14 protein-coding genes and 1 pseudogene are annotated in these 13,637 nt (G+C 53.8%); 7 read left to right on the top strand and 8 right to left on the bottom strand.

All coding sequences use genetic code 11. The annotated features are described in order from the left end of the window. The 4 genes from grpE to F1E05_RS07825 form a co-directional block, all read right to left on the bottom strand. Positions 1-651, bottom strand: coding sequence for a nucleotide exchange factor GrpE (gene grpE, locus F1E05_RS07840; protein ID WP_150047771.1), 651 nt, complete (start codon positions 649-651; stop codon positions 1-3). Next, on the bottom strand, positions 648-983 hold the full coding sequence (locus tag F1E05_RS07835) for a J domain-containing protein (protein ID WP_150047770.1): 336 nt from the start codon (positions 981-983) through the stop codon (positions 648-650). The genes grpE and F1E05_RS07835 overlap by 4 nt, the downstream gene beginning before the upstream one ends. A gap of 6 nt (positions 984-989) precedes the next feature. Beyond that, positions 990-3,479 (bottom strand): tetratricopeptide repeat protein, encoded by a 2,490-nt coding sequence (locus tag F1E05_RS07830; protein WP_150047769.1) that lies wholly within the window; start codon positions 3,477-3,479, stop codon positions 990-992. Between the two features lie 120 nt (positions 3,480-3,599). Next, complete coding sequence (locus tag F1E05_RS07825; protein WP_197737421.1) at positions 3,600-5,051, bottom strand: MltF family protein; 1,452 nt, start codon at positions 5,049-5,051, stop codon at positions 3,600-3,602. 450 nt (positions 5,052-5,501) lie between these two features. On the opposite strand from F1E05_RS07825, the gene F1E05_RS07820 reads away from it, so the two are divergent. Both F1E05_RS07820 and F1E05_RS07815 read left to right on the top strand, forming a co-directional pair. Beyond that, positions 5,502-5,837 (top strand): YegP family protein, encoded by a 336-nt coding sequence (locus F1E05_RS07820; RefSeq protein ID WP_150047767.1) that lies wholly within the window; start codon positions 5,502-5,504, stop codon positions 5,835-5,837. Between the two features lie 62 nt (positions 5,838-5,899). After that, a complete protein-coding gene (locus F1E05_RS07815) occupies positions 5,900-6,499 on the top strand; it encodes a hypothetical protein (RefSeq protein WP_150047766.1) in 600 nt (199 codons plus the stop codon). A gap of 7 nt (positions 6,500-6,506) precedes the next feature. Here F1E05_RS07815 and F1E05_RS07810 read toward each other — a convergent pair whose 3' ends face one another. Both F1E05_RS07810 and F1E05_RS07805 read right to left on the bottom strand, forming a co-directional pair. After that, positions 6,507-6,935, bottom strand: a complete 429-nt coding sequence (locus F1E05_RS07810) for a DUF4124 domain-containing protein (RefSeq protein ID WP_150047765.1) — start codon at positions 6,933-6,935, stop codon at positions 6,507-6,509. A gap of 49 nt (positions 6,936-6,984) precedes the next feature. Then, positions 6,985-7,626, bottom strand: a complete 642-nt coding sequence (locus F1E05_RS07805; protein WP_150047764.1) for a MarC family protein — start codon at positions 7,624-7,626, stop codon at positions 6,985-6,987. Positions 7,627-7,755: 129 nt separating this feature from the next. Here F1E05_RS07805 and F1E05_RS20225 point away from each other — a divergent pair, with 129 nt between their 5' ends. Further along, the gene (locus tag F1E05_RS20225; protein ID WP_190303277.1) at positions 7,756-7,923 is read left to right on the top strand and encodes a hypothetical protein; all 168 of its coding nucleotides are present in this window, start codon (positions 7,756-7,758) and stop codon (positions 7,921-7,923) included. On the opposite strand, the gene F1E05_RS07800 is transcribed toward F1E05_RS20225, so the two are convergent. Together F1E05_RS07800 and F1E05_RS07795 are read right to left on the bottom strand one after the other, a co-directional pair. Then, positions 7,920-8,636, bottom strand: a complete 717-nt coding sequence (locus F1E05_RS07800) for a response regulator (RefSeq protein WP_150047763.1) — start codon at positions 8,634-8,636, stop codon at positions 7,920-7,922. The genes F1E05_RS20225 and F1E05_RS07800 overlap by 4 nt on opposite strands. Positions 8,637-8,661: 25 nt before the next feature. Next, positions 8,662-11,400: a sensor histidine kinase gene (locus F1E05_RS07795; protein ID WP_150047762.1), complete on the bottom strand. Its 2,739-nt coding sequence runs from the start codon at positions 11,398-11,400 to the stop codon at positions 8,662-8,664. A 345-nt stretch (positions 11,401-11,745) separates the two neighbouring features. On the opposite strand from F1E05_RS07795, the pseudogene F1E05_RS20870 reads away from it, so the two are divergent. From F1E05_RS20870 to F1E05_RS07780, 4 genes and pseudogenes are all read left to right on the top strand, one after another. Beyond that, positions 11,746-11,934 (top strand): annotated as a pseudogene (locus tag F1E05_RS20870) (cold-shock protein); the annotation flags it as partial. Positions 11,935-12,030: 96 nt separating this feature from the next. Next, entirely contained in the window at positions 12,031-12,303 is a 273-nt protein-coding gene (locus F1E05_RS20545) for an excalibur calcium-binding domain-containing protein (protein WP_232056858.1), read from the top strand. 69 nt (positions 12,304-12,372) lie between these two features. Beyond that, positions 12,373-12,906: a hypothetical protein gene (locus F1E05_RS07785; protein WP_150047760.1), complete on the top strand. Its 534-nt coding sequence runs from the start codon at positions 12,373-12,375 to the stop codon at positions 12,904-12,906. Between the two features lie 11 nt (positions 12,907-12,917). Beyond that, positions 12,918-13,568, top strand: coding sequence for a hypothetical protein (locus F1E05_RS07780; protein ID WP_150047759.1), 651 nt, complete (start codon positions 12,918-12,920; stop codon positions 13,566-13,568). The last annotated feature ends 69 nt before the right edge of the window (positions 13,569-13,637 follow it).

Below are 13,637 nucleotides of genomic sequence, written 5' to 3'. Positions count from 1 at the left end.
TTAAAGTTTATTGACTTTGACTTCGGCCAGCCGCAGCACTTGGTCTTCCAGCAGAAAACCTCTGCGCAGTTCTGCCAATACGACGGCGTTTTCCCGGCTGGGGTCGCTGCCGACCGCGATGGTGGTCATACTGTGCGCATCGAACGGCTTGCCGACGCAAGCCATGGCATACACTTGCCGACGCTGCAGCGCTTGTTCCAGACGCCTCAGGGTAATTTCCTGCCCTTGTCTGAGGCTGTCGATAAAGCGGACGTCGGCTTGCCGGGAGCGCTTGAACCAGCCGGCGGCCGGCCGGTAGTTTTGCAGCGCTTCATAGCCGGCGCTGAGACGGTCGTAACAATCGATCCATTCCAGCAGCATCGCTCGTTCCAGTTGTTTGCATTGTTGTTGCAGGCGCTCGGCGGACTTGGTTAATTCGCCGGCCAAAGCCTGATTGTCGGTTTTGAGGGCTTCGACCGCTACGCTCAGGGCGTCAAGCGTGGCCTTGAATTGCCGCGATTCGGCTTTGACTTCGGTTTTAAGTCCGGCCAGATCGCTGAACAAGGCCGTCAAATCCGGCTGATCGAAGGCGGTCAGATGGGCGAAATCGGTTTCCTGCAAATACTGCTGTAAGGCTTCCAGTAAGGGATCGTGCGGATTTTCTGCGGTCATGAAGGCGTTTTGTTGTATTTCGCGAGGGTTTTTTCGATCGACATCGTGCTCAAAAGCTTGAGGAAATCGTCGGTAGCCATAGGCCTGTCGGCGCCGTCATGGTTGAAAGCCAGCGCCAGCAATGCGTCGAAATCGAGCTCGGGCAGATGAAACAAGGCATAGCGCAGGCGGCTATTTTGGTCTTTGACGACGTCGTAGGCCTGTTGAATTTGCCGAAACCGCAAAGGATCGCGCTCGGGCGGGTGCTCTTTAACCTGTTGCAAATAAGCTTGTTTAATCTCGGCGTCGGAGGCTTGTTCGCTGACGCCCAGGGCGCGATACGGTGAAATCATCGTGACTCAATTGAAAGGCAACTGAAATTGCGGCGTATCGTCTTCGAAGTGTTTTACGATGTCTTCGATAGTGACGCCGGTGTCTAGCTTCAAGGCTTCGGCGGCGGCGTAGTACGCCATCGTCCAGAAAAAGTCTTCGTTCATCAAGAGCACCGCCATACGTTGCCGCCCTATACGAGCGCCGTAATCACTCAGCATTTTGTCGGCAAACTGCTCCGAGGAATATTTTTTCATCAAGCTTTCCAGCCCCTTGTCGATCCGCTGCATCAAGGGTGCAGGCAAGTGCCCGAACAAATCGTCTACCGGATCGTCGTCGAATGCTTGCTCAAAATCGTCGGCATCGTCCTCGAACAAAAACGGATTTCTTAGCCCAGTGGCTTGATCGAGCAAACGCTCTATCAAAATGGCGGTCTTACGGTCGTTCTCCGTCCGCGCCTGCTCCAATGCTATATGTAAGTGATACGGCGCCATGATATCCATGCGCCCGGCATCGCCTTGGCATTCCGCCAGGATCTGGTAATAAGTCCACAGCGGTTTTCGCCGTTTGTCGTTGAGCAATTTTGTGCAGTGCTTCAATAACTCGTAATAGCCGATCTGGGCCAATACTTGGCACCACGACAACAACAATTCGTCGTGCCCGAGCAACCACGGCAGCGAATTCTTCAACGGCGCCTTGATTTTATCCAAGGCTTTGAACAAGCAGGTTCTATCTTCCAATTGCTCGTCGTAATATTCCAGCGAGTCGATCAAGCACTGCAGTTCCGGCGCCGACAGCAAATAGGCCTTGACCGGCGGCAAGGCACGGGTCAAGGCCACGGTCGGCAAGTCCAACAAGCCGGCTTCCATGTGCGCCTGAAATTGCATATTGAGCGGATCGCCGTTGAGCGTTGCCAAAGTATCGACGATCAACTGCAAGCCTTGTTTCTTGTCTTGCGCCTGCCAACGGTAAAAACCGCGCAACAATTCGGCTTGGCGGCGTAAACCTTTGTCGACGCTCAAACCCTCGGCCGCTTGAAGTTCTTTTTCCACCAAATGAAATTTTTCGCCTTTCAGCAAACGGCGGGCATGCGCCATGTGATTGGCGAAAAGCAATTGTTTGGCCAAGGTATTGACGGGATCGATCTTCAACAAGGCTTTGGCATAGCCGGCCGCTTTTTTGAAAGCTTTCCGCTCGGCCGCCGATTTGGCGGCCCGCACCAGCAAGTCGGTATCGCCGGGAAAACGCGCCAAGCCGATTTCCAGCCAATGCTGGTATTTGGCCGTATCCGCCAACCGCCCCTGATAGAGCGCCAGCAAGGCCAAATAAGTGTCCCGGTCGTCGGGATCGTATTCCAGGCTATCGGCCAAAAACGTCGCGGCATCGCGGCAAGGCGCGTACTCGGCCATGTGTCTTAAGATCAGCGCGACTTTTTTATCGTGCGTGGGACGCTGCCGTTTCAGGATTTCGAGGCACCGTTCCCAATGAAAGGCCGCATCGAAAAATTTTTTGTCTCGCTCGTACAGTAAAGCCTGCAAGCGGTTTTGTTCGAACGGATCCGTGACCGCAAAGTGCTTGAGGTAGTCTTTTTGACCGGCCGGATAATCCTGCAAAGCCCCCAGACAATAGGCTTGGGCGGCCGCGCTACCGAACAATTCCCGATACTGCAATACCAAATTGAAGCGCATTTTGTCGTTCAACTGCGCGCTATGTTTGATCAGGCTATCCAGCAAATTCAGTTGCTTGGCAGTCAGCCGTCCGGCATGCGCAAGCGTGCGGCGCTGCTGGTATTCCAGAGCGGCCAGGGCGGCAACGAACTCCGCGCCCTGCCGCCGGTAGGCCAGACAGGCGTCGGCCAGCGGACGATAAGGCGAAGCCTGGGGGATTTTGGCCAGCATCGCCGCCGCATCGAGCGCATCCCCCGCCTGCATTTGCGCTTTTAGCACGGTACGCAAATCGCGAAATGCCGAGCGGAACGGCAGATTTTTCAAGGCCCGCTCGCAGGCCTCCCGGTCGCCGCTGCGCAAGGCGGCCAAGGCCTGTTCAACCGATTGCCAATGCCGACACAACGGTGCATCTTCAGGCAAGTGCGACAACAATTCGCTCATGCCGGCCAGCAACAAAGCGCCCAGATAAGCGGCAAACTCCGGGTAATCCTCCTCCAACCGGCGGGCGTCGAAACTCGCCAGCTCGGCATAAGCCTTAGCATGGCTTTTGCCGGCCAGCAGCCAAATGACGTAGCCGTCGCGCCCTTGCAGCGGCTCCGGACCGCATGCCGCGTAATTTTCCCACAGCACGCAAGCTTCCTTGAACATGCCTTTTTCCGCCATGGTCCGCGCGCGTTGCAAGTAGCAATCCGCCAAACACCACCTATATTCGGGGTTATCCGCTTGCTTCAGAAGTTCCTTGAATGCATCGGCGGCTTCCTTATAGCGCCCGGCGGCGTAATGCGCTTGCGCTTTTTGCGCCAAGGCCGACTGGGATAGTCCGGTATAAATGTTTTGAATGGCTTTTTTCATTGCGGTGCCTAGCCCGCCTTGGCATTGAAAAGGGCCGCATTATAACAAGCGCGAAAAACAGCGGTGAGGCTAATCTCGGTATCATCTTTAGCGCCTGCTTGATGTAAGACCGCGCCCGGCTTAGGGCACGAATTGCTCTCTAGCCTGACGCTGATATTGTTGGACTGCCAACTGCAATTTATAGGCGGCATAGTATTTGTAAATGTTGCGCACGTAGGTAGTCGTCTCCCAACCGACCTGATCGGCCACCACCAACTCCAGATTATTGAACCAGCGGTCCGGGTCCAAACCGCGTTTTTCGGCTTCCTTACGCAGCCGGTTGATGGTGCCGGGTCCGGCGTTATAGCTGGCAAAGGCAAACAGGGTTCTGTCGTCCTCGTTGAAATCGACCCCGGCGAAGTAGCGCGCCATTAAGTCGTCCAAGTATTTCGCGCCGGCATGGATATTGGGCTCCAACAAGCGAATATCGCCCACCTTCAGGGTTTTGCCGGTAGACGGCAATATCTGCATCACGCCGACGGCGCCGCTAGGGCCGCGCACCTCTTGCTTGAGCTGCGATTCTTGATATCCCTGGGCTGCCAGCATTAAAGGATCGAAACGGTATTGACCGCCGTATTTTTCGAACAGCTTCAACATGTCGGCAAAGCGCCGCCAATCGCTGTCCGCCGTGTTGTTGCCGATTTGCTTGATACCTTTGTTAAAGGCAATCACGCTTTGCTCTATCAGCCGGTGTTTTTTGACGTCGCTGACATAGAAATCCTGCAATGCGGCCCTTAACTGGGGGCTTTGTTTGCGAAACGCCCAACCGATGCGGCCGGCCGAACGAACGGTTACGTCGGTGACGGTAATGTTAGGCAACACCTTGGCCCAAATGTCGGCTTTCCAATCGTCGACCACGCTAATGCCGATCACGCCGGCATTCAGCATTTCCATCAAATCCTCGTCTTCGATGGCATCCGGTACCGAAACGATATTGACGGGCGGCCGGCCGGCAGAGCCGAGCCGTTGATTCAACGCCGCGAGACTTTGGTAATAACTGGACGACGGCCGCACATGCACGGTTCTGCCGGCTAGCTCTTCGACGCTATCCACCGGCATGGCAGCCGGGCCGGTCAAAACGAGTTCGGATATCGAAAAGTCGTCCGGCGCCAAAAAATCCGCGACTTCCAGACGTTCCGGGGTTTCGGTCAAATTGCCGGCCACGATGTCACCCAAACCGTTGTTCAAGTCTTCCAGCAACCTTTCGCGGGTAGCCGGCACGATCACTACGGTAACCGGGCGTTTTTGCAGGCGCTTGGCGTATTTGCGATTGATGTAACGCTCGAAATTGCGCGCCAGCTCGGCGGTCAAACCGCGCTCCCGGCCTTTGTCGTGAAAATACAAAGTGCGGCTATAAGGTGCCAACACCCGGATCAAACGCCTATCCAGCATTTGTTCGAAATCGCCCGACCAAGCCTCGTTGGCCAAGGATAATTGCCGCGGCGCGGCGGATGCGGGCGGCTCGGCATTGGCTGCCGCTATGGAAACGGCCGGCAACAATAGCGCCAAGCACAGAAAGGATAATCTCAACATAAATCGCGACATGGAACTAGCGGGGCAAACTGCTTAAAAGACACTAAAGCGGCATTCTATACCGACAACCATCGACATTGTTACCGCCTGGATTATGAGAATGACTACTAAAACCCAGCTGTGACTATCCAGCATGGCTGGGTTGCCGTTACAAGGCCTTTGTCGCTTCTCAGACATTCAAACGCTACACAGCCATGATACAGCTCCAAAACTAACGAAATCCGGTCAATGTCGTGTAGCAAAACCAACAAAGAAACACGCTAGCGCACTCTTTGCATTGATTACAAAGGACTTTTTCTTGGCATAATGCTTGCGTCGGGGATATTGCAGGCGCCGCTCGTACATTGTGATTCCTTCTCCGCAGGGCTTTCCGGTAATTCGTGAGGAATCGGTAGACAAATAGTCGATCGGCGAACAATCCATTCCAACCGAACACTAGCGGAAAAAAACATGCCAGCCACTTTCGAACTGAAAACCAACGACGAAAAGCAGTATTTTTTCAACTTCCTCAACAGTAGCGGCGAACTGATATTGATGAGCGGCGATTACGACAACAAGGAGGAAGCCATGCAGGCAATCAAGGAAGTGAGGACCGGCTCGTTAATGAGCAACCAAATCGCCGCCGGCAAAGTGCCTGAGGGCGACACGTTTTTCGTGATCAAGGATGCCGGCGGGAGCATTCTGGTTAAAAGCATTTTATACAACTCGCCTATGGTATTCGACAATGCGTTGCATACCGTCAAAGACAATGCCTGCGTTGCCGAAGTGGTCGATCTGACCGAATGAGGTAAAACACGGCGAGCGATGTTTAACTTTTCTCCAGACCAGCAACAATAGGTATCGGCAATATGGCAGTCGAACTCAAACTCACGCGGGAATTGGCCACGGTTGGCGTTACTGCGCACGAATTAGCCGCGCTTGAAACTCTGATTAAAGGCGAACTGACCAAACCGGCTTTCGTCGAGCAATTCGACAAAATGCTGGCGGCGATAGGCGAGTGCTATGTCGTAACCCTTGTGAATGTTTTACCTTGGCTCGAAATTACTAACGAAACCGAATTTTGCGAAAAATTCGATGCCGCCCACGCAGACTACAAAGCTACTTACCTTAGTATCACCAATCAGCCGCGGCTGGCATCCGACCGGGCTTATATAGAATATATGACGCTACGGGAATTCAAGGAAACGCAAACCTCTTATCCGCTACTGAAACTGACTTTCGCCCGGCTGGACGAATTCATCGACAAATGGATTACCAACGATGCCTGGCTGGCAATGACGATAGAGAATTTGTTCAAAATGCTGCATCGCTTTCTAAACGAAGTTGCCGAACTCAAACAGAAAGATCCCACCGATGCTTTCGCCATTTATCAAGCACTGATGGGCGCTTTGTTGCCTTATTACGCCTTGCTCGAAAAAAACCGACGCGTCACGGCGGAACCGGCCTGAAACCGTCTCATTCTTCAGGCTGATGGCGCGGATTGCCCCACGGATAAATAATTTGTACCGGCTGGTTCGGATCTACGGGAACATCGGGGTCAACCGGCTCGTTTAAAGGATTGCCGAACATGTACATGCGCCGCACCGGCGGACTTTCCGGCTCAGCCTGCTGGGCCGGCGCCCCCTGCGCAGCTCGTGCTTGCTCCGCCGCGGCTTTTCCGGCATCGAATTGCCTCCGAATCGCTTGCAGTTTTTCCCGGGCGATTGCCTTTTCAGCCTGCGTTTGCGGCGCTATGTCCAGCTTGCCCGTTTCCGAATTGTCTTTACACGGGCGTTGTTGATAGAAGACTTGCCCGGCACGCCGGCATTTATAAACATCCGCATGACAGTACGCGGCCGTCGCGAGCAAAACGGCGGCGCTCAACATGGAAGCTAACCGTTTCATCAATACCCCCTAAGTCAAAATGATTGTCGGCCCGAATTATTCAGACTGCCTAAATCGACGTTTTCGCCAATATGGGAAAAACCTCCGCCAAGCCCCGGGTAATAAACTCCACGGCTAGCGATAAAATAATCAAACCGAATACGCGGGTAATCACGTTGATCCCGGTTCTGCCCAGTAAATTGGCAATCGTTTCCGCCATCAACAAACAAACCAGTACGATCAGCGCCACCGTGGCAATCACACAAGTTGCCAAAAGATCGTAATCCCAGGATGGATTCAAATTATGGTTGACGATGACGGTACTCATCGCGCCCGGCCCGCTTAACAGGGGAATAGCCATAGGTACCACGGCAATCGAATCTTTCTCGACCGATTCGGCCCGTTCTTCCGGAGTATTTCTGGAACGGTCATGGGACGCTTTGACCATGGAAATTCCCATCAACAGGATGATAATGCCGCCGGCGATTTGAAACGACGGGATACCGATACCGAAGAATGCCAACCACGCGCTACCGCCTGTGTGGGCCAGCATAAGCACGGCCCCGACCGACATTGAGCAAACCCATGCGATCCGCCGCCGCTCGGAGGAACTACGCTGCTCGGTCAGGCTGATGAACAGAGGAATAGCCCCAACCGGGTCAACGACCGACAATAGTCCGGCCAGTAGTTTGATGTATTCGTCGAGTTCCATGCTTACTACGTCGCAAAAAAAATCCCGGGTGTTTCGATACCGTTGTTGAGAAAAAGTTTGCTCCGCATGGTCTGCCGTTGTTTTAACGGCAGACCTCTTTCTCCACCTGCCGCCGACGTCAAAACCGGCATGAATCACAAAGCATTCAATAGCGGACGCTCCGGCGATCACTACGAAGTTGCGCTTAAGATTGCCGCTAGACGCTTCCAGGCCAATATTAGACGATCATTTCGCGAATACATCGGCGGCCGGGCCTATGCGCCGATGAAATCCGTCAACATAGGCACGATGTATTAGCCGGATTCGCTGCGTTCACCTAATTTCAACCGGTAACCCACACCGGACTCGGTCAGCAAAAATGTCGGCCGGGTCGGATCGGCTTCCAGTTTTTGCCGCAATTGGCTCATGTAAATCCGCAGGTAATGGGCGTTTTCCCGGTAGGCCGGCCCCCAGACTTCGTTCAGAATTTGTTGATGCGTTAAGACTTTTCCGGCGTTTTTGACCAGTACCATCAAAAGACGATATTGAATCGGCGTGAGGTGGACCTCCCGCGCCTCCACGCTGACCAAGCGGTTAGCCAGGTCCACTTTGAGGTTACCCGTAATAAAGACATTGTCCTGGGTAGGTTCCTGTAGCCTGGCAGCATGGCGTAAAGCAACCCGGATTCGCGCCAACAATTCGCCGAAGCCGAAGGGCTTGGTCAAATAATCGTCGGCACCGACATCCAAGGCCTCGATTTTCTGCTGCTCGCCGCTGCGCGCCGACAAAATGATGATAGGCACGGACGACCAGGATCGCATGGTTTTGATCACATCGACGCCATCCATGTCGGGTAATCCCAGATCCAGAATCACCAAATCGGGCTTGCGCACGCCCACTTCGACCAGACCTTGTTTACCGGTCTCGGCGTCGAAGACCTTAAAGCCGTGCGCGCCAAGACTGGTACGCAGAAAACGTCGAATGGACGGATCGTCTTCAATGACGACGATGACGGGATCGGATTTTGACATAGTGAGCGACGCGTCGATAAAGGCATTATTCCTCGGCTTCCACGCTGGGAGGCGCTTGATCCAACGGCAGGGTGAAACTAAAGGCCGCCCCGCCTTCCGCCCGGTTGCGGGCAACAATTCGGCCACCGTGAATTTCGACGATGGCTCGGCAAATGGCCAGTCCCAACCCGACCCCGCTTTGCGCGCTTTCATGGCGTGCCTGATAAAATTTCTCGAACAACCGTTCTTCCTGGCCTTTGGGAATACCGGGACCATGATCCAGCACGGCAATCTCGGCCGAAGTTTCGCCAATCTCGGCGACAATCTCCAAAGCGCTCCCGACGGGCGTATAGCGCACCGCGTTTTCCAACAGATTGATCAACACCTGCTCTATCATCACCGCATCGGCCAACACCATCGGAATGCCTTCCGGCAGTTTGACCCTGACCGGCCGGCCGGCCAATTGACCATGCAATTGGGTCAGCGCGGTGCCAATGATTTCTTCCAGCGGATACCATTGTTTATTCAATTCCAGTAACCCGGTCTCCAATTTGGCCATGTCCAGAATGCTATTGACCAGATTGGACATCCGTTCGGCCTCGTCGACAATGCCCTGTCCCAGTTCGATTCGGTCTGCGGGCCGTAATTTCTCCTCATTTTGGACGATGGCGCTGGCCGAGCCGATAATGGTGGCCAGTGGCGTGCGCAAATCGTGAGAAATCGCGCTCAGCAGCGAATTGCGCAAGCGCTCGGCTTCCATTTGCATTAAGGTCGAGCGGGCCTGTTCGGAAAAGCGGATTCTGGCAACAGCCTGGCCGATCTGACGTAAAAAGGTTTCCAACAGTTTTTGTTGTTCCGGCAAAAATACCCGACGCAGATTGACCGGCAATAACGCTAACACACCCAACACCTTATCTTCATTATGGATAGGGAAATAGACGGCCGAAGCACCCGGCAACGTATTGGTACCTTGACCGGCGATTTCATTGTGGTCGAAAACCCATTGCGCCACGCTCAAATCGGCGCCCAGCAACGATTCGGCAAGGGCTTGCTTGTTCGGAAACACCATGCGCCCCTGGCTATTGGGAAACAATATCACGTTGCGGCTGCTGAATTCCGAATAGAGATGCTTGACGGCAACCCGCATCACCTCCTCTTCCGATTGACTGCTGCTGAGCTCCTTGCTCATGGAGTACAGCGCCGCGGCCCGGCGTTCTCGATGCGCGGCCACTTTAGCCTGCGAACGCACGTTGGCGGTCAAGCTGCTAATCACGATTCCGACCACCAATAAGGCCAGCAAGGTAATGAGATATTGGCTATCCGAAACGGACAAACTGTAAAAAGGCTGCACGAATAAAAAATCGAAACAAGCGACGCTCAGCACGGAAGCCAAAATGGACGGCCCGCGTCCGAACCGGGTGGCGATGAACACCACGCCCAACAAGTAAACCATGACCAAATTGGCCAACTCCAGGCGGCCTATCATCAAACGGCCGAGTATCGTGCTCAACACCGTAACCGCAACGGCCCAAAAATAACCCGCATAGCGCCGCTTGGTCTTGGAAGGGATACGTTGTTTCAAACCCGGCAAAGAGCTTTTTCTAAATAGCGACAGTTCCGGCTGGCTGTCACCGCGCTCCCGTGTTTGCGGGCTGCCCAGCAAGTAAATATTGATATTGTGGGCACGGCTGATCAAGGCATCCACCACCGATCCCAATATCCAACGCCGCCAACCGCGCCGACTGGGTTTACCGATCACGATCTTGCTGATATTGCGTTCGCGGGAAAAGCGAATCAAGGCCGTGCTCATCTCCGGCGCACTAAGGGTCACGGTTTCCGCGCCGAGTTGCTCGGCCAGGCGCAGGATGCGCAGCACGCCGTCGCGCTTTTCGGCCGGCATCCGTTGCAATTGCGGGGTTTCCACATAAGCGACTATCCATTCGGCGCGCAGGCTGTTGGCCAAACGCTTGCCGGCCCGTACCAGGCGCTCGGCTAATTCGTTAGGACCTATACACACCAGGATACGGTCGCCGACCTGCCAAACCTCGCGGATGGCGTTGTCTTCGCGGTAATCCAGCATTTGCGCGTCCACGCGATTGGCCGTTTGCCGCAACGACAATTCCCGCAAGGCAATCAAATTGCCTTTGCGGAAGAAATGATGGATGGCCTCCTGGGCCTGCTGCGGCAGGTACACCTTGCCTTCCTTAAGGCGCAGCAGCAATTCGTCCGGCGGCAAATCCACCAGTTCCACTTCGTCGGCATCTTCGAAAAACGTGTCCGGCACGGTTTCCCAAACCCGAATACCGGAAATCTGACCAATATCGTCGTTCAGGCTTTCCAGATGCTGCACGTTCAAGGCGCTATACACGTCGATACCGGCATCCAGCAATTCGTGAATATCCTGCCAGCGTTTGGGATGGCGGGAACCCGGCGCATTGGAATGCGCCAGCTCATCGACCAAAATGATGGCCGGGCGCCGCTTCAGCGCCGCATCCAGATCGAACTCCTGCAGCACCGTGCCTTTGTATTCGATTTTACGCAAAGGCAATACTTCCAGGCCCTCCAGTAGGGCTTTGGTTTCCTTGCGGCCGTGGGTTTCCACCACGCCGACCACCACGTCCAGATTTTCGGCCCGCCGTTCCCTGGCGGCCAACAGCATCGCAAAGGTTTTGCCGACGCCTGCCGCCGCGCCGAAAAAAATTTTCAAGCGGCCACGCCGGGCTCTGGCTTGATCGCGCTCGACTCGGGCGAGTAATTGATCGGGGTCTGGACGTTCGTTGTTCATGACTGTCTTTGCCGGCGCGGAAAAAATGGAACAACATAAGTTTACGAACAAGCCGGTAAAAATATCGTAAAGATTGCGGGGTAAACAGGCATGAATTTGCCCAAGCGGCCGGCACAACCGCCGAAATGGGGTGCTGGATTTGTTTGCGCGCACATCCGCCGCCCCGTTGCCTTCTACCGCGCATTCTGATTCAATGCAGACCGATTCGATGACCGCGTCACGCGGCCGCCCGTCCTCGATGATAAACGGAAAGGAAATTTATATGCAGATCAATAAATTATCGTATCGAAGAGCATTTTCGGGTGGATATACGGTTAACTATCTAATTTCTTGTTAGGCCTCGCAATGCCCCTTACTGGCACTCTCCGCAATTGGAACGAAGATCGAGGCTTCGGCTTCATCGCCCCCACGCATGGCGGAGCTGAAATATTCGTTCATGTGAGTGCATTTCCGCGAGACGGAACAAGACCAACTGTAGGCGAGAAGCTCTCCTACGAACTGGATCGAGGCCGTGACGGCAAGCCTCAGGCTGTAAAGATCGTGCGTCTGGCAGTGGGAGCGGCTAGGTCGCAAAGGGTAAGCGGGAGCGCCACCTCAAAGTCACGGACAAGTTGGATTGGAGTTGTCGTCATGGTCGCCTTGCTTGCCGTGGGCGGCACCTGGGGCTACAAGCAGTTCACTGGCTGGCAGCACCGCAGGGAACTTGCCGCGCAACCGGCCATCCCCTTGACGCGCGCGCCATCGATTTCGATATCCCCTGCGAGTTTCAGCTGTGACGGACGAACCTACTGCTCGCAGATGACATCGTGCGCGGAGGCGAAGTGGTTCATAAACAACTGCCCGGGCACGAAGATGGATGGCAACAATGATGGCATTCCCTGCCAAGAGCAATGGTGCAATTAACCCAGCCAGCGAGGCTTAACCCCTCCGTCAAGGGGACCTGCCTTCGGCAGGCCCCTTACGTCGAACGTTATGCGTAAAAACATGATTGACCGTAAAGCACGAAATAAGTTGGCGGAAGAAATTAGGCACTTTGTTGAGTGTTTTATGGATAATTTCGAGTTTGATGATGCAATATTCGAATTAGAAACTGAAGACCGTGGCGTGAATGCCATTTATGACGAAATGTGGCTTACCTATGATGATTTGCAAAGGCACAAATTAAAAGGCAAGTGGGCGTTAAATGAAAATCAGTTGGTGGTCATTAAACGCGCCATTGTTTTTCTCAAAAGTGACTTTGAGTACAGGTGGCCTAAATGGCCACTTTACTATAAAACTCTCCGCCCGATTATCTGGCTTCTTTCGCTTGGAAAGGCAACCAAGCGTCTTGATGAACATTTTAATGGTTACGGAAATCTTGAAGTTTGGCCGTTCTATTCAAGTGAGGAGTATGAAAAAGCCCTGCAGCACCCTCGCTACATGGCAAATACGCATAACACGGCGCTCCAGCCGACGTCAGGCCGCGATGTGCGGCCTTCCTCGGCTGAGCTTGGCGTTATATCGTAAAGGACATTGGTATGTGGAACAGAGCAATTGTTGTGTCGATGTTGAGCTTTTTGGTCTCGGCATGTGTGCAAGAGTATGAAATGTTTGGTTCTAGTACCAAGAAACCCATCGAGGAAAAGATGGCCGAGTGGCTATCTCACCCAGCAGAGTTTGGTGTCGCACCGAAGAGTGTGAGTTTTATTAAAACTTACAACGCGAAACTAATATCGTACGGAAATGTTCAAATCCATCTCGTCTCATATACCATGCCGGATGGAACTGTTGGTAGAGGTTTCGTTAATGGGGGACTAACCTGGTCTTTTCTTGGTAGTGACTTAAACGCAATTTCTGACGATGATCTTTTTCAGGCTTATTGCGGTTGGGCTTGGCTCTTCCCCGCGCTCCAAGATGGTTCCGTTCAAAACAAGTTTGAATCTTCTGGAGAAGAGGAGCGCTTCTTTGATAAATTAAAGAAGGAGGGCTACTCAGACATTCACCCAGGAGGGCGTTACAAAATTGGCACCAGCGAACTTACCGAATTCAGGACAAAGCGTAACGGAACTGACTTTCGGGGGGTAGGTGATACGAATAGCGATCTAGTGTTCCCTGCGTCTGACCCTCGTTTTAATTTGCCAAGTATCTACTTTTTTCTTGGGCAACAGATAGTTCAGAGTGTGAACTAATGGGCTTTAACGATTGCGTCAACACGACCGGTTTTCCGCTGGCGCTCCAAACCGGCCCGTTACGCTGGC

Origin of the sequence: Methylomonas rhizoryzae (assembly GCF_008632455.1) — a bacterium.
Classification (GTDB): domain Bacteria; phylum Pseudomonadota; class Gammaproteobacteria; order Methylococcales; family Methylomonadaceae; genus Methylomonas; species Methylomonas rhizoryzae.
This window is presented reverse-complemented; position numbering and strand designations above follow the sequence as displayed.